A 20,458-nucleotide genomic window follows, 5' to 3' on the forward strand; every position below is an offset into this window, starting at 1 on the left:
AAGTGATATGGGATTTCATAATCGAATGGAAAAATAAACAAGTTCATGGTGCGTAAAATTATTCCAGTTTCTTCCTTTGATTGTATTGTTTTTGGTGGCAATGGTGATTTGGCTTCGCGCAAACTTTTGCCGGCTTTGTATCATTGTCAGTGTGCTGGGCAATTCAGTGAGCCAACACGTATTATTGGGGTTTCGCGCACTTCCTTAAGTCGTGAAGAATATCAAAATTTTGTCCGCATTTCTTTAGAAAAACATATCCATCCAAAAGATCTAAATTCAACAGAACTCAATCGTTTTCTTGCACGTTTAACTTACGTTTCTGTTGATGTTTCCTCAAATCGAGGATGGGAGGATTTAGCCCTCCTTCTATCACAAGATTCAGCGGATATTCGAGCTTTTTATTTGGCTGTTGGTTCGTCACTTTTTACTGATATTGCGATGAAGTTGGAAAAAAATGATTTGGTGACACCACAAACACGGATTATCATTGAAAAGCCAATTGGTTGTGATGTAAAAACAGCTGTTTCACTTAATGATGTATTTGCAAGCACCTTTAATGAAGAGCAGATTTTTCGTATTGATCATTATCTTGGGAAGGAAACTGTTCAAAATTTAATGGCATTGCGGTTTGTTAATACACTTTATGAACCGCTATGGAACTCCAATTATATTGATCATGTTCAAATAACCGTTGCTGAATCTTTGGGGTTAGAGGGGCGTACAGAATATTATGAAAGCACTGGTGCTCTCCGCGATATGGTTCAAAACCATATGCTACAATTACTTTGTTTGGTCGCGATGGAAATACCATTTACCAACAGTGCTAATGCTGTGCGCGATGAAAAACTTAAAGTTTTGCAGTCTTTAACACCGCTTGATGTCCATAATGTAGGGCAGCATACTGTACGTGGACAGTATCTTGCTGGTCTATCAAATGGTATATCTGTAAAGTCTTATTTCGATGATTTGGGAAGAGTGAGTAAGAGTGAAACATTTGTAGCGCTTAAGGTTAAGATTGATAACTGGCGCTGGGCCAATACGCCTTTTTATTTACGAACAGGTAAGCGCATGTTCACGCGAATGTCTGAAATTGTTGTGGTTTTTAAACCTATTCCTCATAATATTTTTAATGTGGATTTAGATGAAATTTTTTCTAATCGGCTTGTGATTCGTCTCCAACCTGATGAAGGTGTAAAACAATGGTTGATGATTAAGGATCCAAGTTATGGCGGTATGCGGTTTCGTCACATTCCATTAGACATGAGTTTTGCTTCCGCATTTTCTGAACGTAATCCTGATGCTTATGAACGTTTATTAATGGATGTTATTCGTGGAGATCAAACACTGTTTATGCGTCGTGATGAAGTTGAGTCTGCTTGGCGTTGGATTGATCCAATCATTGAGGGATGGGAAGAAATAAAACAGCCTGTTCACAGTTATAACGCTGGTTCATGGGGCCCATCTGCTTCGACGAGCCTCATAGAACGTGATGGGCGTATATGGAACAATTTAGTTTAGAGCAATAAGTATGTATAGAATGAATATTGACCGTTTAGATTTTGAAACTCCTCAGACTTTAGCCTTGGCATTAGCAGATCGAGTAGCAGCAGAGCTTAGTGTATCTGTTCTTGAGCGCAAGAGAGCCGTTTTAGCGGTGTCTGGTGGTAAAACACCAGAATTGTTTTTTCATTATTTGTCAAAAGCGGATATTGATTGGCAAAAGATTATTATCACTTTGGTCGATGAACGTTTTGTCCCTACACACGATGAACGTTCAAATGAACATATGGTACGGTGTCATTTGTTACAAAATTTTGCCGAAAAAGCGCGTTTTGTAGGGCTTTATCATAAAGCAATTACTGCTGAACTTGCTGCTTTTTCAGCGGCAAATCGTGTTAATACTTTGCCTAAACCCTTTGATGTTGTTGTTTTAGGAATGGGAATTGATGGACATACAGCTTCCTTTTTTCCTGATGCTGATCGTTTAAAGCAAGCGCTTGATCTTCGAACACAAGCACTTGTTTTACCCCTTCATGCCAAGAGCGCTGTTGAGCCAAGACTCTCACTAACTTTGCCAGTTATTATGCAATCTCGTTGTATTATTCTCCATTTTGAAGGTTTTCAGAAACGCGATTGTTTTGAAGAAGCGTGTCAAGATGGATCTGAAATAGAAATGCCTATTCGGGCAATTTTGCGTAATTCCCCTCATCTTGTACAGGTTTATTGGTCGCCTGCAGAAAATGAAATAGGTGAATCAGAATATGCGACACAAGGTGAATAAAAACGTAATCTCTCTCAATGAATGAGGGGAAGAAACAATGAAAGGGGGAGAGAAATATGGCACTTTCCAAGACAATTGCCACAGTTACACGAAGGATTTATGAACGTTCTCGATCAACACGAGAAATTTACTTAGATCGTATTGCAAAAGCACAAGTCCATCGCCCCAAACGGAGTTTTTTAGGATGTGCCAATCAGGCTCATGGCTTTGCTGCTTGTGGTGCAATAGATAAAGAGCGTTTGAAGGGAAATATCGTTGGGAATATTGGCATTATCACGGCATATAACGATATACTTTCAGCGCATCAACCTTTTGAAAAATTTCCTCACTTAATTAAAGAGTCGGCTCGTATGGTTGGTGGTGTTGCACAGGTTGCAGGTGGTGTTCCCGCGATGTGCGATGGTGTTACGCAGGGAAATGCGGGGATGGAACTTTCTCTTTTTTCGCGTGAAGTAATTGCAATGGCAACAGCTATAAGCTTATCACACGATGTCTTTGATGCAGCATTGTATCTTGGGGTGTGTGATAAAATTGTACCAGGTTTATTGATTGGTGCACTAATATTTGGTCATTTACCAGGAATTTTTATACCAGCTGGTCCTATGACAAGTGGTCAAGGTAATGATGAAAAAGCGAAGATACGTCAACTTTACGCGGAAAATAAAATAGATCGCCAAACACTTTTAGCATCAGAAGCACGTTCTTATCATGGGCCAGGAACATGTACATTTTATGGAACCGCTAACTCAAATCAGGTGATACTGGAAATGATGGGGCTTCATATGCCTGGAGCTTCTTTTGTTAATGCGAATACACCGTTGCGTGATGCTTTAACAAAGGAAGCTACGAAGCGTGTACTTGAAATGACAAATCTTGGTGATCATTATAGACCACTTGGTATGATCATTGATGAGCGTTCTTTTGTAAATGCCATTGTAGGATTAAATGCAACAGGAGGCTCTACCAATCATACGATTCATTTGATTGCTATGGCTGCTGTTTGCGGTATTAAATTGACATGGCATGATATTGCAGAAATTTCATCCGTTGTGCCTCTTTTGGCGCGAATTTATCCAAATGGTTTAGCGGATATCAATCATTTTTATGCAGCTGGGGGGATGGGATTTATTATTCGCGAACTTATCGAGGCAGGTTTAGTACATGAAGATGTTTCTACGGTTTTTGGTAAAGATCTCAATGCTTATGCAATTGAAGCAAAGCTTTCTGCTGATGGTCATGTGGTGCGTGAAGCTGCTCTCAAGGAAAGTGGTGATCATAAGGTGTTAGTAGGGTGGAAAAAGCCATTTCAGCCTGACGGTGGTCTTCGTGTTTTATCAGGAGATTTGGGAACAGCTATTATAAAAGTTTCATCTGTTAAACCAGAGTATTGGCAGATTAAAGCTCCTGTCCTTGTTTTTAATGATCAAGAAGAACTACAAAAATCTTTTAAATCTGGAGCGTTGCATGATAAAGATTTTATCGCTGTCATTCGCTATCAAGGACCAAAAGCCAATGGTATGCCAGAGCTTCATAAATTAACGACTATTTTAGGCGTTTTACAAGATCGCGGTCAAAAGGTAGCATTGATAACGGATGGCCGTATGTCAGGGGCATCAGGAAAAATTCCTGCTGCCATCCATGTGACACCAGAAGCAGTGGATAATGGCCCCATTGCACGTTTGCAGGATGGTGACATTGTTTTCCTTGATGTTCATGGGGGTAAATTAACTCTTTTGGAGGATTTAGAAAAATTTAACGCGCGAACAATCACACCTCCTGATCTTTCAAAAAACGAACATGGCGTTGGACGTGAACTTTTTCATGTTTTTCGTCAATCCGTTAATCGTGCGGATCAAGGAGCATCTGTTTTTATGACATGAAAAATGCAAAAATGAACAAGATGAGTCTGCGCCATGAAACCATGCACAATGAACTGTTACGATTCTTAGAATTTTGGTATAGGAAGATTGTGTGATCGCGCAGCAGCTTTGAGTGTATTAACCATAAGCATGGCAATTGTCATTGGTCCAACGCCTCCTGGAACAGGGGTGATCGCAGCAGCTTTTTCTTTTACGTTTTCAAAATCAACATCACCAACAAGACGTGTTTTTCCTATCCCTTTTTCTGGTGCAGCAACGCGGTTAATACCGACATCAATAACAATTGCACCATCTTTTATCCAGTCTTTTTTAATCATTTGTGGGCGACCTACAGCTGCTACGAGAATATCAGCGCTTCGACACACATCATCAAGGTCACGGGTACGACTATGGGCAATTGTCACAGTGGCATTGGCTGCTGTTAAAAGGGCAGCCATAGGTTTTCCAACAATATTAGAGCGTCCAACAACGACAGCATCAAGTCCAGATAAATCTTGCCCACAGTGTTGTTCAATCATCATCATGGCACCAGCTGGTGTGCAGGGAATAATCGCATCTTCAAGTGCGTTTGCCGCGAGTTTTCCTACATTAATATAATGAAACCCATCAACATCTTTTTGGAAAGCAACGGCTTGTGTTATGCGATTTGTATTCATATGAGCAGGGAGAGGCAGCTGTACCAAAATACCATGAATTTTGGGATCAGAATTTAATGTTGCAATAAGTTGCAGGAGTTCTTTTTCTTGTGTTTCTTTGGAAACGGCATGTTTGATTGAAAGAAACCCACATTCTTCGGCTTTTTTATTTTTTGAGGCGACATATACTTGACTTGCTGGATCATCTCCAACGATAATAACAGCGATACTAGGTTGTATATTATAGTGATGGCGGAGCTTTGTTGTTTCGGCCTTAACTTTCACAATAATCTCTTCAGCAAGTTTTTTTCCGTCAATAATATTATTCATTCAGAGATCCTTTCGGTAAGGCTGTTTGTTTTTGTGTAAAGCATTTTCTAATAATACGATAGAGTTTTATAGCAATATTCATATGAGAACAGTAAGAATGGTTTTATAATATTGTGGATTTATGATTTTGAAGACTTTTAAATAATTGCTTTATAAAGAAGCAGCAACATTGCTGTTTGAATAAATTTTGGATAAAGAACAAAAATAATGAAGATACAAAGTAGATATAGTGAATTATAGGGTTATAAAAACTTTTTATGATCATTTAAGTTTGTTTTTAATCTGTTATAGGGGGGGGAAGTATAGAGGGATATTGTGCGCATCAGAATAATAAAATTTTTGAGCGGAGTTTTTATTACAATTATCTTTTTATTTGGAGTGGGGATTCTCGTTTTACCTTATCTTATCTCTACAGATGCGATTCGTATTCGTTTAGCGCAGGATTTGAGTGCATGGACGGGTTACAATGTGCAATTGCGTGATCCACCGCGGTTACATCTTTTTCCTTATCCTAAAGCATTTCTTTCTGGCGTTACTTTAACATCAAAAATGAATGATGTTGCGCCATTAATGGAAGCTGAATCAATAGAAGTTGATCTTTCTATCGTCGATCTTCTTTGGGGACATATTTCTTTTTCAGAGACGCGGATTATGCGTCCTCAATTTGTTATGGAAAAGCCTGTTAAAACAATAGCAGATTTTTTTGATCGGTTTTCTCGCTCACAAGGTGCATTAGGGTTGGCAATACGCAATGCGCGTGAAATATTAAAAAGTAATCCTGAACATCCAGAACTAGAGCACCTTTTAAAACAACCTTTTGGGCGGATTGTCATTGAAAATGGTGCTCTTGTTTATCACGATAGTTTTTCAGGAGTAACAGAAAAAATAACAGGATTAAATGCAACTTTAGATTGGGCAGAAGCGACTCAGGAAGTACGGTTGCGTGCAGATGCTCGTTGGCGCGGAGAATTTACAAAGTTATCAATTGATGCATCTCAAGCATTGCTGCTTCTTGCAGGAGGCAAAAGCCAGATTAAAGCAAGTCTCAATTCTGTACGTGGGGGAATAACTTTTACAGGGCAGGCTCGGTTATCTGAATATTATATTTTTGATGGAAAGGTATCGATGCGTTCTCCGGGATGGAATCAGACATTATCTTGGGTTGGTGGGAATCAATTTTGGGGACATAAATTAAAAATACCCATTGTATGGGAATCTCATTTTTTAGCGCAACCAATGCATATCCAAATGAACAATGTTACATTTACGATGGGGAAAACCAATGCACGTGGGGCTTTAGAAATTGATTTTCAAGATTATGTACCAAATGTCATGGGCTCTTTAGCCTTTGATAACCTAAACCTTAGCCTCTTGGGTTCAATGTTTTTTTCAGGTAAAAAGAAAAATACCTGCTTTGATATGAGAATTTTTGATCGTATTGGCGTGGATATACGACTTTCAGCACCACAAGCTAAAATAGGGAATATTGCATTCACAAATTTAGCTGCTGCGATACAAATAAGAAATGGGCATGGTATTTTTGATCTTGGGCATGCGAATATTTTTGGCGGATCCATTCAAAGTAATATTGAAGTTACGTCAGCTAGACAAAAAATGCATATTGGAGGAAATATTTCAGGTACTTCTGTTGATACGCAGAGAGCTCTAGAAGCTTTAGGATTTATTCCATTTATACAAAGCAAAACAAATTTTACTGCAACGGTACGAACACTTGCTGATTCTTATCCAGAAATTTTTACGAAAATGCAAGGTGAATTAACATTAAAGATGTCTTCTGGTCGGCTATTAGGGTATGATCTGAATGAATTACAAACAAAACTTTCAAATAAACAACAATTTCTTTTAATGAATAATGATACTTTTTCAACAACATTTGATCATTGGGATATTCAGACAAGCTTTTCAGAAGGTACGATGAAGGTGACAGAGTCATTGATGCGTACAGCAGACTTGAGTTTATCCATTCAAGGAACCATTGTAACTGCTATTGCTCAAGGGAAGCAGAATGAATTGATACTACAGGCACAATTATGCAAAAATTATAGATCAGAAACTTTATGTAAAGATGTTCAATGTCTTGCTAACAGCCTTGCACAGCCTTTTACATTTACTCTGAGCTCTAAAGGGCAATATCTTGGTAATTTTTTGATTACAAAAGACATTGATACAGATTGAGTATTGTTTTTCATCTGTATAACATTCTATTTTATAATGATCATTCATCTATTTGCAATTTAAGGTTGTTTTTAAATTTAAATCAGAGCTCCCATTATCGAAAGATTCTTTCATTTTAAGTCCGTTCGTCGTGAAGCAGTAAAAACCGTCCTCTCCGTCATAATAAGTGTGGTTGATATAGATAAATGACTGAAGAGAAGAATAAAAATCCTTCTTATGGAATCTCTCAAATACAAGAGATTCATAATATTTATGCAAATCTTAGAAAAGTTGCTAAAAAACATTAAAATTTTAAGGAGGATGTTGGCCAGTGCTTATTGAATCGCAGAAGAAATACCATAGCCATCTTTGGTAATTGTATGCTTCCCGTCTGCTCCAACAGAACCAATTCCCACTGTAATCAAAATAAAGGCTAAGAGGGTTGTAATCGTAATAATTGTAGCTTTTTTAGCAGACATATTTTTCCTCCACGGATGCATCAATGACTGAATGCAAAGATGAATGGTGTATTATTTAAACTATTATGAAAGCAGAATCACTTAAAGATCTATTGGTTCCTATTATCATCTCATAAAGCTAAAAAAAACTCTATAATTCTTTAATATATTATAGTTCTATAGATATAATTTTTTCTTTTTGTTATATACTTTTCTTTATTTTCTCGATGACGATAGTGAGCTTTGATAAGATTTTTATGCGCATAAATTATAAACTTAAAAGATTGTTTATCCGACAGACATTGGCTTTGAATGAAGAAATAAAAATAGAGGGGGCACAAGCTTCTTATCTTGTGCATGTTTTGCGGATGAAAGCAGGAGCAGAAATTTTACTTTTTAATGGACAGGATGGTGAGTGGCTTGCTAAGCTTATCATTGTTAAAAAAAAATTTGTTGTAGCTCAGCTTATCCATCAAGAAAGATTACAAACGACGCATTCCAATCTTATTTATTGCTTTGCTCCACTCAAAAACGCGCGGTTAGATTATATGGTGCAGAAAGCTGTTGAAATGGGGGTGTCGATTTTGCAGCCTGTTATAACGCATCATACACAGGTTACGCGTATCAATATGGCGCGTATGGAAGCCAATGTTATTGAAGCTTCTGAACAGTGTGGCATTTTATCTCTTCCTGAATGCGTATCTGCTTTATCATTAGCAGAGCTTTTAGCACGTTGGGATGAGACACAGCCTTTATTCTTTTGTGATGAAGAGCATAAATCGCATAATCCATTGCCTTCTTTTAAGAAGTTTAAAGTTACAAAACCTGGTATTCTTATTGGACCGGAAGGTGGCTTTAGTGAAGAAGAGCGGAGCTTTTTAAAAAAACATCCTTTTGTGGTTCCAATATCATTAGGTCCGCGTATTTTACGCGCTGATACTGCCGCTGTCGCTGCTTTAGCTCTTCTTAATGCTACAGTGGGAGATTGGTCAATGGATTGAGAAGTCTGTAAAATCATTCTAAATAAGTCATTTAAGAAGATAATACCAATGATAGGATATGATAAGTTATGGCGCTTGATATAACCGATGAAAGTGAAATTTATAACTTAGATTCCTTGGTTAGCTATTTCCAAGGGGGGTATAAAGCAGAAGATGATTGGCGTATTGGTACAGAACATGAAAAATTTCCGTTTTATAGAGATGGTTTTCTTCCTGTTCCTTATGAAGGTGAGAGAGGAATCCGAGCGCTTTTAGAGGGGATGCAAAGCGCTTTAGGGTGGGAACCTATTTTAGATGAAGGGAATATTATTGGGCTCGTAGGATCAGTTGATCAGGGGGCTATTTCTTTGGAACCAGGGGGACAATTTGAATTATCTGGTGCACCATTAAAATCAGTAGGGCATACATATTACGAGTTGATGAAGCATTTAACTCTTCTCAAGAAAATTTCAGAACCATTAGGTATAGGTTTTCTAGGTCTTGGAGCTAGTCCAAAGTGGACTTTGGCTGAAACGCCGAAAATGCCTAAGTCACGTTACCAGATTATGACTGATTATATGCCGAAAGTGGGGCATAATGGTCTTAATATGATGTATCGCACATCAACAGTTCAGGTTAATCTTGATTTTTCATCTGAAAGTGATATGCGGCGAAAAATGCAAGTATCTATGAAGCTACAGTCTATTGCGACCGCATTATTTGCGAGTTCACCTTTTACAGAAGGACGCCCAAATGGCTTTTTATCTTGGCGTTCTGAAATTTGGCGTAATACGGATAATCAGAGGACAGGCGTTCTCCCCTTTATATTTTCTGAGCGTTTTGGTTTTGCTGATTACGTTGAATGGGCCCTTGATGTTCCAATGTATTTTGTTGTGCGGGATGGTCGTTATTATGATTGTACACATATAACATTTCGTCAGTTTATGAATGGAGCATTAAGAGGAGAAGTTGCAAATTCAATTCCAAACATGGGAGATTGGATTAATCACTTATCAACGTTATTTCCTGAAGTCCGCTTAAAAAGATTTTTAGAAATGAGAGGAGCTGATTGCGGTTCTTGGAAGCGTATTTGTGCGTTGTCAGCTTTTTGGGTTGGGCTTCTTTATGATAGAGAAGCACTTAATGAGGCAGAGGCTTTAACAAAAGATTGGTGTTTTGAAGAAGTTTTAGAGTTGCGCCAACATGTTCCCCAAAAAGGATTAAGAACCCCTTTTCGTCAAACCATTCTTTTAGAATTAGCACGTCAAGCTCTTGCTATTGCACGCAAGGGCTTAAAAAATCGCAAACAGTATGATGAGAATGGTTTTGATGAAACAAATTTTCTTAATCCTTTAGAAGAGGTTGTTGCAATGGGGCAAACAGATGCTGAAAAATTGTTGTCTTATTACTATTCTATTTGGAATGAGTCTGTAGAACCTGTATTTTTAGAATGTGCCTATTAAATTTTAGGCAAAGGCGCTTTGTACTTTTTAAAAAATGCATATCACTGTGGGAGGCATTCACCAACTTGTCTTAGAGAGAATATTGTCCCTTGCTTTCAACCTTTCTCATAAGGGATACAATACAGAGCTCTTTTGGGCACTGTTATCTTTATATCCAGATTAATACTGTCACGATATCTCTGTAACCTCAATGTTGTATCTTTATCCTAAAGATAGATCATAGGAGATATATTTAGCTGGTTATCAAATATTTTTATCCACTTGGCTCATCACGCTGATGGATAGATTTGAAAACAATATTTTTCACTTTTAAAAGGGATAAAAAAATATAATTTGCGTTTAATATCTTGCTTAATGTTAGAATAATAAATGATTATAACTCAATATACGATGCTTATATGAACACGAAGTATTTTGTTTTGTGGAAAAAATACAAAACCTTAGTTGTTGTGCTGGTAAGCTACAAACACTTCTTTTGTTCGTTAAAAACATAGAGTGTGCTGCTTAACTTTTTATTGCTTCCATTTTTTATTAGCCAGATCTCATGAGGATTCTTATTCTTTTTTTATCATTATACGATATAATTATACTGTCATCATGTAGACAATCGCTGTATTTTTAAAATGGGTAAGGGAATTACAATGTTATTAGTTTTTCTGAACACATCATTTGTTTTTTTCGGTTAATATCAGTTGGAGAATCTAAAAATTTTCTACATATTCAGCCATCAGATCATTAAAGTCTGTTTCAAGTTTTGCGAGAGAAGCATTTTTTCTCAATGAATCAAATTAGTATCATATTTAATTACTGAGCAGATCTTTGTCTTTGGATTATTTGCCAAACAACAGTATACAGTGTTCACAAAAGACAAGTATTGTGTGGTAATGCTTTAAAATATCCAATTATGAAGGTTCAATTTGTAGTTCCATTAAATATTTTTTTACGATACCTTATCATATTCTGTAGATGTAACAATATATTGATTTATAAAGATAATATGGCGTTATTTATATTGAATTAGCCCCCCAATACCATAAGATTCTCTTATTTCAAATCTGTTTATCTTGATCAATCAAAATCACTTGCTTGTACGTCACAAGTGGGGCTGGCGTGTGGAGAAAAAACTATAGAAGAAAGGACTAAAAATGCTTCTTATAAACCGTTTTAATACAAGGGCTGTCGGGCACATTGAGGGCTAAAATATAACGATGATGCCAGCTTGTGACAAATTTTATTGTACTCTGAAAGACTTCTATATATATATTCTTTTGCTATTTCCTCTTTTTCGCGATATTCTGAATCTCTATAGTTTTTATTGAGGTGTGATTGATAAAGTTCATTGTACAGATTCAGATCTATTCACTTTGATATATCCAAATGATATTAATACAGAAAACAAAGGTATTAGAGAAGCTAAAACAATAAATGTTACGGTACGCTTCTGAGTGATTTAATGCCTTATCTTCGATCAATAGTCGGATATTGAATATAGCTATTATGACGATTGATATCAGTTAATGTGGTTATATCAAATGAAATATATGATATTTTTGTTGGTATTACATTTCAATAGGCATTGTAGCTTTCAAAGCCCGCTACATTTACGATTTTTTTGTTATTGAGAGCGCAGTTCATAAAATTAGCAAAAGTAGCTTGTTGGTGTATTTTCTAGAAAAATCATGAATGTTCGATTGTTAATTCATCCTTGCTTGGAAAACTCTTTTTAATTCAAATAGCAAAAGAGAGTGATAAGGGCATTTATAGGATAAGATATGTTGGAACTATTCAGTATTAAGATGCAATGAATGTTGTTTATACTTCTCTTTTTTAATTATTTTTAATGAGAGTGTAAATTTAAATAATAGGAAAGTATTTTTATTTATTTTCTTTAAACCGTTATTAATAGATAAAAAATTCTCTTTTAAGCTATAAATTGAAAAAATAATGATCTTGTAAAAGCCTTGTAAGCTTTATACTTTAATTTCAGATATTATGCATTGATTTTGAATTATGCATGTTATTTACGTCATCATAACAATAGTGAATATGGACTGGGCATAGACAATGACATTTAATTTTTTCATCAATTTGTTTTTATTTGTTATTTTTTTACTGTGGGTTGCCCAAAGTAAGAGAATGCAATGGAGTCTTTCACTACGTGTTATGCTAGGGCTTATCCTTGGCTTGATTTTTGGAAGTGTTTTGCAGTTTATTTATGGAGAGGGTGAAAGCACTTTATTGAAATCCGTTGAATGGTTTAACATTGTCGGTGAGGGCTATATTTTATTGTTGCAAATGATTGTTATGCCATTGGTTTTTATCTCTATCGTTTCAGCAGTTGCTCATTTACATTCTGTTTATGCTGTTGGAAAGATGAGTATAATAACAATTTCAATATTGCTTTTTACAACGGCTCTTTCAGCATTGGTTGGTGTGCTTGTGGTTAATTTTTTTGGATTAACAACCGATGGTTTGGTGCATGAAGGGCAAAATGTTTCTGCTCTTCTTGAAGGTCATATTTCTAAACTTGGAGATATGAATATACCAAAGATGATTTTGTCTATGATTCCTAAAAATCCATTTGCTGAGTTGAGTGGAGCTAAACGTACGTCAATTATCAGTGTTGTTATTTTTGCATCATTTTTAGGTGCATCGGTTCTCCTTTTAAAGAAAGATGAGCCAGAAAAAGGAGAAAAAGCGCTTTTATTTATTCAAGTGGCACAAGCTTGGATTATGCGGTTAGTCCGTATTGTGATTGCTTTGACACCTTATGGTATTTTTGCACTTATGACAAAAGTAGGAGCAATATCGCGTATTGCAGATATTTTAAATTTACTGGTTTTTATTATTGCTTCTTATGTCGGTATTATTTTAATTTTTGGAATTCACGGTGTATTGCTTGGTATTTCTGGAGTTAATCCCTTTCGTTTTTTCAAAAAGGTTTTACCGGTTTTGACATTTGCTTTTAGCAGTCGTTCAAGTGCTGCAAGTATTCCTTTGAATATTGAAGCACAAACACAGTGGATAGGTGTACCACAATCCATTGCGAGTTTTGCAGCTTCTTTTGGGGCAACAATTGGACAAAATGGTTGTGCTGGTCTTTATCCAGCGATGCTTGCGACCATGATTGCACCCTCTATGGGTATTAATCCTCTTGATCCGACTTGGATTGCTACGCTTATTGGTGTTGTAACATTGAGTTCTATTGGTGTTGCTGGTGTGGGGGGAGGTGCTATTTTCGCTGCATTGATTGTGTTACCAATTATGGGGCTTCCTGTTACTTTGGTTGCTGTACTTATCTCTATTGAACCGCTAATTGATATGGGACGGACCGCTCTAAACGTGAGCGATTCAATGATAGCCGGAACGGTCACCAGTCAAATATTACGGACAACAGATAAAAGTATTTTTAAAAAATAATTTTAGATTATGTTTTTTTAGTTTTTAAAACATTCGTAAGAGATATTTGCGCTGAACCAGGTTGTAGGGGTTTTTGTTGGTTGGGATGAGGAGCCCAACCAGAGAGCCAGATAAAAGAAAAATGTGCACGAATACGTCCATCAGGATCACTAAATTGTTGTGCATAGATTTCAGCTGCGCGGAGAAAAAAACGTTTGGATACAGGGCGTCGTGAACGATTGATGAGTGCATTTTGCATTCCCATAGCTTTAAGATCGTGCATAAGGTCAAACATTGTATTATAACGTATTGTGATATCTTCAACGTCTGCTACAGGCAGGGCAAAGCCAACACGCTGTAAAAGAGCGCCTGCATCACGAATGTCGGCAAAAGGGTAGATCCTAGGGCTTGCTCCACCATAAATTTCACTTTCAGCTTGCAGCAGGCTTTCCCGCAATTCTCTTAATGTACCAGCTCCTGCCATAACAGCAAGAAATAAGCCATCTGGTTTAAGGGTATTTTTTATCTGGCTTAGAACACCAGGGGTATCATTGGTCAATTGTAATGAAAGAAGTGAAACAATAAGGTCACAGTAACTTTGAGGTAAATCAAGAAATTCTCGATGACGTAAATAGAATTTTTTATCATGGCTTTGATAAAGCGTATCGGTTTCAATGCGTTCTATGGAACAAACTTTTCCAGATTTCATTAAAGCTTGCGCAGCAAGGTCTGTATGGCTGTGTAAATCAAGAGCTAATGTAAAGAGGCGATCAACAGTGCTAAGACGTTTATAGAGATCTTCTGCCATGTGAGAGAGTAAAAAGTCATATCCTTTTTTTGCTTTTTGGAAAGCGCGTTTGCGGAATTGTTCAATGCGGTTATGATCAAAAATTAAAGGATGCGACATATTGTGGAACACTTTCGATCTATGAAAGAATATATTTTGAAAAGGTTCATTATTTGTGCAAGCTCTGTCAAGTTTATAATATGAAAGAAAATAAATTTATAGAAGGTAAGAGTTTTTAAAGGAATTAAAATTATAAATTGAGGAAATACAAAGGAACTTTTGTTCTGAGGGAAACTTGTAAAAGCCTAAATTTATAATGTTGTATTTTCGAGAAGCGGCGTTAAATAGCGGGGATATACTAAGTAAGTTCGTTGAACGCTTGAAAACGATGCTTTATCCACCAATTTGTCCTGGATGTAAGCAAAATGTTTCTACTTATGGTACGATTTGCCCTGAATGTTGGAAAGAACTTCAATTTATCACGAAACCTTATTGTCCTGTTATGGGGACTCCTTTTGTTTGTGATATGGGGGAGGGGTTTCTCAGTGGTGAAGCACTTCGTAATTCTTATCCTTTTTCACGTGTTCGCTCAGTCATTGTTCATAAAGGGCTTGCACGAACTTTAGTAACGCGCTTAAAATATGGTGATCATATAGAATTGGCATCATTTATGGCCAAGTGGATGATGTTTGCTGGGCGCGAGGTTATTGATGATTGTGATGTTATTATCCCCATTCCATTGCATTTTCGTCGTTTTTGGGAGAGGCGTTATAATCAATCTGCTGAGCTTGCACGTTACATTGCAGCATCACAAAAAAAGCTTTTAAAACCGAGTTGGCTTGTTCGTTGTCGGCATACCCGTCCGCAGGTTAGTCTTTCTTCAAGAGAGAGAAAACTTAACGTAAAAAATGCTTTTAAGGTTTCGCATAAAGTTAAAAAATATCTCAAAGGATGTTCTGTTTTGCTGATTGATGATGTATTTACAACGGGTGCAACAGTTACGGCAGCAGCTGCTACATTAAAAGATGCAGGTGCACGACAGGTTGATGTGCTAACATTTTCGCGTGTTCTCAAAGAAGATTCTATTTTCCCCTCTTCTTAAGAGGAATTTAAAGTGAATATTATTAAAAAATATTGGAGGATAATACTATGAAAGAGATAATAATTTATACACGCCCTAACTGTCCTTATTGTACAAAAGCACGTGATTTGCTTAATAAAAAAGGCGTAAAATATACAGATATTGATGCTTCTACATCCCTTCGCCAAGAAATGGTACAGCGCGCAAATGGACGTAATACATTTCCGCAAATTTTTATAGGTGATTATCACGTTGGCGGTTGTGATGATCTTTATGCTTTAGAGGCTGAGGGAAAGCTCAATTCTTTATTACAAGGCATACAATAGTTGTAAATGAGATATTCTTAAGACCGTTTTGCGAGAAGGAGGTAGTTAACGTCCATGTCTTTTGAGCGATTCCAGCTGTCTTTTAATGGGTTATAAGTAATACCTATCTCATCAGTGACAGTTAGAGCGTTTTGTGATAAGAATTTTTTAAGTTCTCGCGGTTTTAGGAATTTTTTATAATCATGTGTTCCTTTAGGAAGCCAACGTAGGATATACTCAGCACCTACAATAGCAAGTCCCCATGCTTTCCACGTGCGGTTGAGTGTTGCAACAAACATCAACCCTTGTGGTTTCAGCATTTTTGCTGTAGCTGCTATGAAGAGATTAACGTCAGCGACATGTTCAACAACTTCCATATTAAGGATGATATCAAATTTTTCTCCTTCATTGGCGAGTGCTTCTGCCGTAGTGGTACGGTAGTCAATTAAAAGATCATTTTGGGCTGCATGAATTTTTGCGACTTCAATATTCGTTGGTGAAGCATCAACGCCTACGACCATAGCACCAAGACGTGCCATTGGTTCAGATACCAAGCCTCCTCCACAGCCAATATCAAGAATTTTCAAATTGTCAAAGGGTGTAAGTGAGGCAGGGTCACGATTAAACTCTAAACAAATTTTTTCTCTGATGTAAGCAAGGCGTGTTGGGTTAAATTGATGAAGAGGTCGAAATTTTCCTTGTGGATTCCACCATTCTGTAGCAATACGTGAAAAGTGATCAATTTCACTTTGATCAATAGTTGTCGGCGTTTTATCTATCATTTTGCTTTCCTTTTATTTTTAATGATCAGGTCAAGTAGATTTTATACAAAGTCAAGAGAAATTAATATAATCATAATGAAACTTGCACAAATGATAGATATTCGCTATGTCGAGAAAATGGTTAGTTGATACAGCATCTAATTCTCATTACTGTTTGAGATAAAAGATGTAAAGGTAAGAGTGTTATTAATGGCGCGCATTGTCATGAAATTTGGTGGAACATCTGTAGCAAACATGGAATGTATTCATAATGTTGCACGGCATGTCAAAAGAGAGGTTGATGCAGGCAATGAGGTTGCCGTTGTCGTATCTGCGATGGCTGGTAAAACAAATGAACTTGTTCAGTGGACGAGAGATGCTTCCTCCATGCATAGAGATGCTCGTGAATATGATGTTGTGGTTGCTTCAGGCGAACAGGTTACTTCAGGTTTGTTGGCTTTGACACTTCAAGAAATGGGGGTGAATGCACGTTCATGGCTTGGTTGGCAAATTCCTATTCATACAGACAATGCGCATAGTCGTGCACGTATTACTAATATTGATGGATCTTTTTTAATCGAGTGTTTTCAGGAAGGTCAGGTTGCCGTTATTGCTGGTTTTCAGGGGTTAGCTCCGGATAACCGGATTTCTACCTTAGGGCGAGGGGGATCAGATACAAGTGCTGTTGCTATAGCAGCGGCTGTAAAAGCTGATCGCTGTGATATTTATACAGATGTGGATGGTGTTTATACAACCGATCCACGTATAGAACCGAAAGCGCGTCGTTTACCAAAAGTAGCTTTTGAAGAAATGTTGGAAATGGCTTCTCTTGGTGCAAAAGTTTTACAGGTTCGTTCTGTTGAATTGGCTATGGTTCATAAGGTTCGTACCTTTGTGCGTTCAAGTTTTGAGGATCCTGATGCTTTAGGCATGGAGGATCCAATGAGTTCTTCTGGAACACTTATTTGCGATGAGGATGAAATCGTGGAACAACAAAATGTTACTGGTATTGCTTTTGCTAAGGATGAAGCACAAATTTCCCTTCGTCGGCTTGCCGATCGCCCAGGGATTTCGGCAGCAATTTTTGGCCCCTTGGCTGAAGAACGCATTAATGTTGATATGATTGTGCAAAATATTTCTGAAGATGGCTCAAAAACTGATATGACTTTTACTGTACCGTCATCAGATGTAGAAAAAGCTGTTGCACTTCTTGAGAAAAATCGTAAAGAAATTGGATTTGATGTTCTCCAATTTGAAAGCGATCTTGCTAAGGTTTCTGTGATTGGTATTGGAATGCGCAGCCATGCAGGTGTTGCAGCTACAGCTTTTAAGGCTTTGGCTGAAAAGGGTATTAATATTCAAGCAATCACAACCTCAGAAATTAAAATTTCTATTTTGATTGATAGTGCTTACACTGAACTTGCGGTTAGAACATTACATGCTGTTTATGCTCTTGATAAGGGATGAGCATTTTTTTAGTTCCAACAAAGCTTTAATATATATTAATAATTTTTGTTAAGGACAATTTATATTTTCAACTTAAATAGAATATTTAATACAGCAAAACTCTCTCATTTTAAACTTATTCATGATGAATTTAAAAATGGTCACTTATATATTACAAGAGAAAGATGTTTGGGTAAAAAACTGTTTAAGAAGGGATATAAAATATGCCGTCTACAAACGTCTTAGAGCCTATAGAGAGGGATCGAGAAGTCTTTACGATAAGCCTTAATAGAATAAGAAGCAATGTAGTGCGTTTATTCAAAGGATGCATGTTGCATGAGGGACAGCCTCGTCAATACAGATTTAATATTATAAATCTTAGAGAAATTGGAGCTCATTAGATTCGTGATGGAATTACCAAAAATAAAATTGATGATGTATTTTCTAGAGATGTTTAGTTTGTCTTCAAATGATTGTTTATGACTTTATGTGTATCTTGCAAATTTAATTTTTTCCGTATTATGAGGCAATAAAAAATCTATATCTATAGACAATATTTATGTTTACGCTATAAGTTACAAAATTACTATATCTTATGCGTTTATAGCTTCTTCAGAAGTACTTTTCATAAAATCATGTAACTATAGATCAAAATTAATGATAATGTTATAGTGTATTTCTTTTATGATTTTATTACTTAAATTTTTTTCATGTCTATTTCTCTTTTTTGAATTATGATTAAGATTTTCAAAGTTTTCGATACCTCCATATGTTCTTTAGGTTAACTTTCTTCCCTTAACTACTCTATTATAAGTATTTTCTGTGTGATACTGCCAATCATGCATGAAATACATTATTTCGTTTTTGCAGTATATCATGCTAGTTTTTTATCATGTTTACATATTTTGCAAATGGTGGTCTTTGTAAGTAAATCTCTTCTTGTGAGAAATATAGCCATATTATTTTACTCTTCTTGTATTTTATGTGGCGTTGTATAATTTGAAAGTCTCGGAAATATTGCTTTTTAAATTATCTATGAAGAGTATTTTATGGTATCAAAAAATATAGAGCGAGCTCTTTAAACAAAAAGAAAATAAATATCAAATAAGAGCGGGAAAAGGGGAGAACAACGATATATATGCTCTATTTTTCCACCAATCATATGTTTTAGAATAGCCTAAATGACTAGTTTTTTTCCCGCGAGTTAATTACGTAAACTAGAGTGCTCCCTATGGAAACATGCTTCAAGTTTAATTCTTTCATGGAGTGAGACAAGCGATGTGTCGATGATAAAAAACGGGAATATTTTTCCACTCCATTGTCAATTTAGTAGTGATGTTATGACGTTGTTATTCCAAATAAATCTTTTGTTTTTTGTTACCTGTATCAATATCTAATGTCAGTGCAGATGCATATTTGATGGTATATTGAGACGGATAAGGGTCCTACGAGCAACTTCTGTTTTTGTATGCCAGATAGGAATAAGGATGTTGCGTATACCTAGTGGGGTAATTTCTGAAATGGAGATAAAACCTAATTGGGGGAGAATATGAAGCCATAAAAGTGAAAACCAGCTTCCATTTTACAACTTCCTTTTAATTCTGCTTTACAACTTTCAAAGGGATTGACAGCAATATCTTTTAAATAATGGATATTACACATTGGTTTACGTTTTTGTTTATTGCGTTATTTAAATCGTATATGCCTTTCACATAAAACAAAACGCTATTATAGTGTTAATTTATGCGCTTGTTTTGAAAAAATATATCTCAATTCCTCCAAGTCCATTTCACGGCACCGACCTGAATGATATAACGGTAAAGCCATTGTGCGCCCCATCTCCTTTACTTAGATCAAAGGTGTCAGTTTGTCGTCATCATTTAATTTTTAGTTTTCGTGTTGAACAACTCTTGTATGGATATGGTGAATCAGTCTTCTTTCTTCAAATAATCCATACTCTTCCTCAGCTTGTGACGTGTAAGAGAATAGTCTTGATTGATTCATCATATACAGATTTGAAATAAGAAAATCTTACGATATTTGGACTCCATTCAAGATTTATAATGACAAATCAAATATTTTTATCCCCAAATAATGTGCTTTTAAGAAGATAAAAATTAAAGTTATTTAGAATACCGCAATAAAATCAGAAACGAGGAAGGTGGTTTATTAGGAAAAATAAGTCATGGAATTACTTAACTGATTATTGAACTTTGCTTATTCTTATCTTTTCTTATTATTAAAAATAAGATATTGATTTATAATAATTAAATTTTTCTTTATAGTGAATTATAGTCCCAACTAAAGACAGCTTTTCTGAAACCACGAAGCCTTTCATATTGAAACAATTAAAATCATTTTTGTGCACACCATGAGTGGAGTCGGTGCATGAGTAAAAGAATATTGAAGAAAGGAATAAAAATATCTCTTATGATTCCTCTCGAGTGCCAAAGGTTGTTGCAACATTAGAGGCTAGT

General features: G+C 36.2%; 14 protein-coding genes. 10 read left to right on the forward strand and 4 right to left on the reverse strand.

Annotation, left to right across the window (positions count from 1 at the left end):
- Nucleotides 1-45 precede the first annotated feature (45 nt).
- The 3 genes from zwf to edd are packed head-to-tail and all read left to right on the forward strand — an operon-like array spanning nucleotide 46 to nucleotide 4,161.
- A complete protein-coding gene (gene zwf, locus ACFIJJ_RS06360; RefSeq protein ID WP_375646370.1) occupies nucleotides 46-1,518 on the forward strand; it encodes a glucose-6-phosphate dehydrogenase in 1,473 nt (490 codons plus the stop codon).
- A gap of 10 nt (nucleotides 1,519-1,528) precedes the next feature.
- Nucleotides 1,529-2,281 (forward strand): 6-phosphogluconolactonase, encoded by a 753-nt coding sequence (gene pgl, locus ACFIJJ_RS06365; RefSeq protein ID WP_375623519.1) that lies wholly within the window; start codon nucleotides 1,529-1,531, stop codon nucleotides 2,279-2,281.
- Nucleotides 2,282-2,337: 56 nt separating this feature from the next.
- The gene (gene edd / locus ACFIJJ_RS06370; protein ID WP_375646371.1) at nucleotides 2,338-4,161 is read left to right on the forward strand and encodes a phosphogluconate dehydratase; all 1,824 of its coding nucleotides are present in this window, start codon (nucleotides 2,338-2,340) and stop codon (nucleotides 4,159-4,161) included.
- A 65-nt stretch (nucleotides 4,162-4,226) separates the two neighbouring features.
- Here edd and folD read toward each other — a convergent pair whose 3' ends face one another.
- Nucleotides 4,227-5,126: a bifunctional methylenetetrahydrofolate dehydrogenase/methenyltetrahydrofolate cyclohydrolase FolD gene (folD, locus tag ACFIJJ_RS06375; RefSeq protein ID WP_375623523.1), complete on the reverse strand. Its 900-nt coding sequence runs from the start codon at nucleotides 5,124-5,126 to the stop codon at nucleotides 4,227-4,229.
- Nucleotides 5,127-5,441: 315 nt separating this feature from the next.
- Here folD and ACFIJJ_RS06380 point away from each other — a divergent pair, with 315 nt between their 5' ends.
- Nucleotides 5,442-7,322 carry an AsmA family protein gene (locus tag ACFIJJ_RS06380; protein ID WP_375646372.1) on the forward strand — a complete coding sequence of 627 codons (1,881 nt, stop codon included), beginning with the start codon at nucleotides 5,442-5,444 and terminating at the stop codon, nucleotides 7,320-7,322.
- Between the two features lie 314 nt (nucleotides 7,323-7,636).
- Here the strand turns inward: ACFIJJ_RS06380 and ACFIJJ_RS06385 are convergent, their stop codons facing one another.
- Nucleotides 7,637-7,780: a hypothetical protein gene (locus ACFIJJ_RS06385; protein ID WP_273790383.1), complete on the reverse strand. Its 144-nt coding sequence runs from the start codon at nucleotides 7,778-7,780 to the stop codon at nucleotides 7,637-7,639.
- A 236-nt stretch (nucleotides 7,781-8,016) separates the two neighbouring features.
- Here ACFIJJ_RS06385 and ACFIJJ_RS06390 point away from each other — a divergent pair, with 236 nt between their 5' ends.
- The 3 genes from ACFIJJ_RS06390 to ACFIJJ_RS06400 all read left to right on the forward strand — a co-directional run bounded on the left by ACFIJJ_RS06390 (nucleotide 8,017) and on the right by ACFIJJ_RS06400 (nucleotide 13,622).
- A complete protein-coding gene (locus ACFIJJ_RS06390; RefSeq protein WP_375623527.1) occupies nucleotides 8,017-8,760 on the forward strand; it encodes a 16S rRNA (uracil(1498)-N(3))-methyltransferase in 744 nt (247 codons plus the stop codon).
- A 68-nt stretch (nucleotides 8,761-8,828) separates the two neighbouring features.
- On the forward strand, nucleotides 8,829-10,202 hold the full coding sequence (locus tag ACFIJJ_RS06395; RefSeq protein WP_375623529.1) for a glutamate--cysteine ligase: 1,374 nt from the start codon (nucleotides 8,829-8,831) through the stop codon (nucleotides 10,200-10,202).
- Between the two features lie 2,064 nt (nucleotides 10,203-12,266).
- Entirely contained in the window at nucleotides 12,267-13,622 is a 1,356-nt protein-coding gene (locus tag ACFIJJ_RS06400; protein ID WP_375623531.1) for an L-cystine transporter, read from the forward strand.
- A gap of 7 nt (nucleotides 13,623-13,629) precedes the next feature.
- Here the strand turns inward: ACFIJJ_RS06400 and ACFIJJ_RS06405 are convergent, their stop codons facing one another.
- Complete coding sequence (locus ACFIJJ_RS06405) at nucleotides 13,630-14,508, reverse strand: methyltransferase (RefSeq protein WP_375623533.1); 879 nt, start codon at nucleotides 14,506-14,508, stop codon at nucleotides 13,630-13,632.
- 196 nt (nucleotides 14,509-14,704) lie between these two features.
- On the opposite strand from ACFIJJ_RS06405, the gene ACFIJJ_RS06410 reads away from it, so the two are divergent.
- The gene (locus ACFIJJ_RS06410) at nucleotides 14,705-15,490 is read left to right on the forward strand and encodes a ComF family protein (RefSeq protein ID WP_375623535.1); all 786 of its coding nucleotides are present in this window, start codon (nucleotides 14,705-14,707) and stop codon (nucleotides 15,488-15,490) included.
- Between the two features lie 47 nt (nucleotides 15,491-15,537).
- Nucleotides 15,538-15,795, forward strand: coding sequence for a glutaredoxin 3 (gene grxC, locus ACFIJJ_RS06415; RefSeq protein WP_375623537.1), 258 nt, complete (start codon nucleotides 15,538-15,540; stop codon nucleotides 15,793-15,795).
- Nucleotides 15,796-15,812: 17 nt separating this feature from the next.
- Here the strand turns inward: grxC and ubiG are convergent, their stop codons facing one another.
- Nucleotides 15,813-16,556 carry a bifunctional 2-polyprenyl-6-hydroxyphenol methylase/3-demethylubiquinol 3-O-methyltransferase UbiG gene (gene ubiG / locus ACFIJJ_RS06420; RefSeq protein WP_375646373.1) on the reverse strand — a complete coding sequence of 248 codons (744 nt, stop codon included), beginning with the start codon at nucleotides 16,554-16,556 and terminating at the stop codon, nucleotides 15,813-15,815.
- Between the two features lie 189 nt (nucleotides 16,557-16,745).
- Here ubiG and ACFIJJ_RS06425 point away from each other — a divergent pair, with 189 nt between their 5' ends.
- On the forward strand, nucleotides 16,746-18,002 hold the full coding sequence (locus ACFIJJ_RS06425; protein WP_375623541.1) for an aspartate kinase: 1,257 nt from the start codon (nucleotides 16,746-16,748) through the stop codon (nucleotides 18,000-18,002).
- Nucleotides 18,003-20,458: the final 2,456 nt, after the last annotated feature.

The sequence above is a fragment of the Bartonella sp. TT29SHDZB genome, from assembly GCF_042193395.1.
Lineage (GTDB): Bacteria > Pseudomonadota > Alphaproteobacteria > Rhizobiales > Rhizobiaceae > Bartonella.